Source organism: Pseudomonas sp. SIMBA_041, from assembly GCF_046535095.1.
Classification (GTDB): Bacteria; Pseudomonadota; Gammaproteobacteria; order Pseudomonadales; family Pseudomonadaceae; genus Aquipseudomonas; species Aquipseudomonas mucoides.
The window spans coordinates 1-290 of sequence record NZ_JAWRXJ010000171.1; the positions used below are offsets into that span (position 1 = coordinate 1).

The 290-nt window shown below is 57.9% G+C and carries 1 protein-coding gene; it reads left to right on the top strand.

The features are described 5' to 3' along the window. Positions 1-114: aldehyde dehydrogenase family protein (locus SB725_RS30710; RefSeq protein ID WP_410923132.1), on the top strand; the 114-nt coding region annotated here is incomplete at its 5' end. Between the last annotated feature and the right edge of the window lie 176 nt (positions 115-290).

The window sequence follows — 290 nt, forward strand, 5'->3', positions numbered from 1 at the left end:
TCCAATGAAGTCGCGCCGTTCGGCGGCATCAAGGCTTCGGGCCTGGGCCGCGAAGGTTCCAAATACGGTATCGAGGACTACCTCGAAATCAAATACCTGTGCATCAGCGTCTGATCACCGGTTAAAAGGCTTTACCTCTGCCAGCGGGGCGCGAGAGCGACGTCTCGCTGGCCTTTTTTACATGCAGTACCTGGTGGCCAGGGCGTTCACGGCAGTCGATCAACGAATACTGTGCGCGAGCACTCCCAGCCACCCCCGAATAAAAGCGCCATTCCGATCGGCGCAATGAG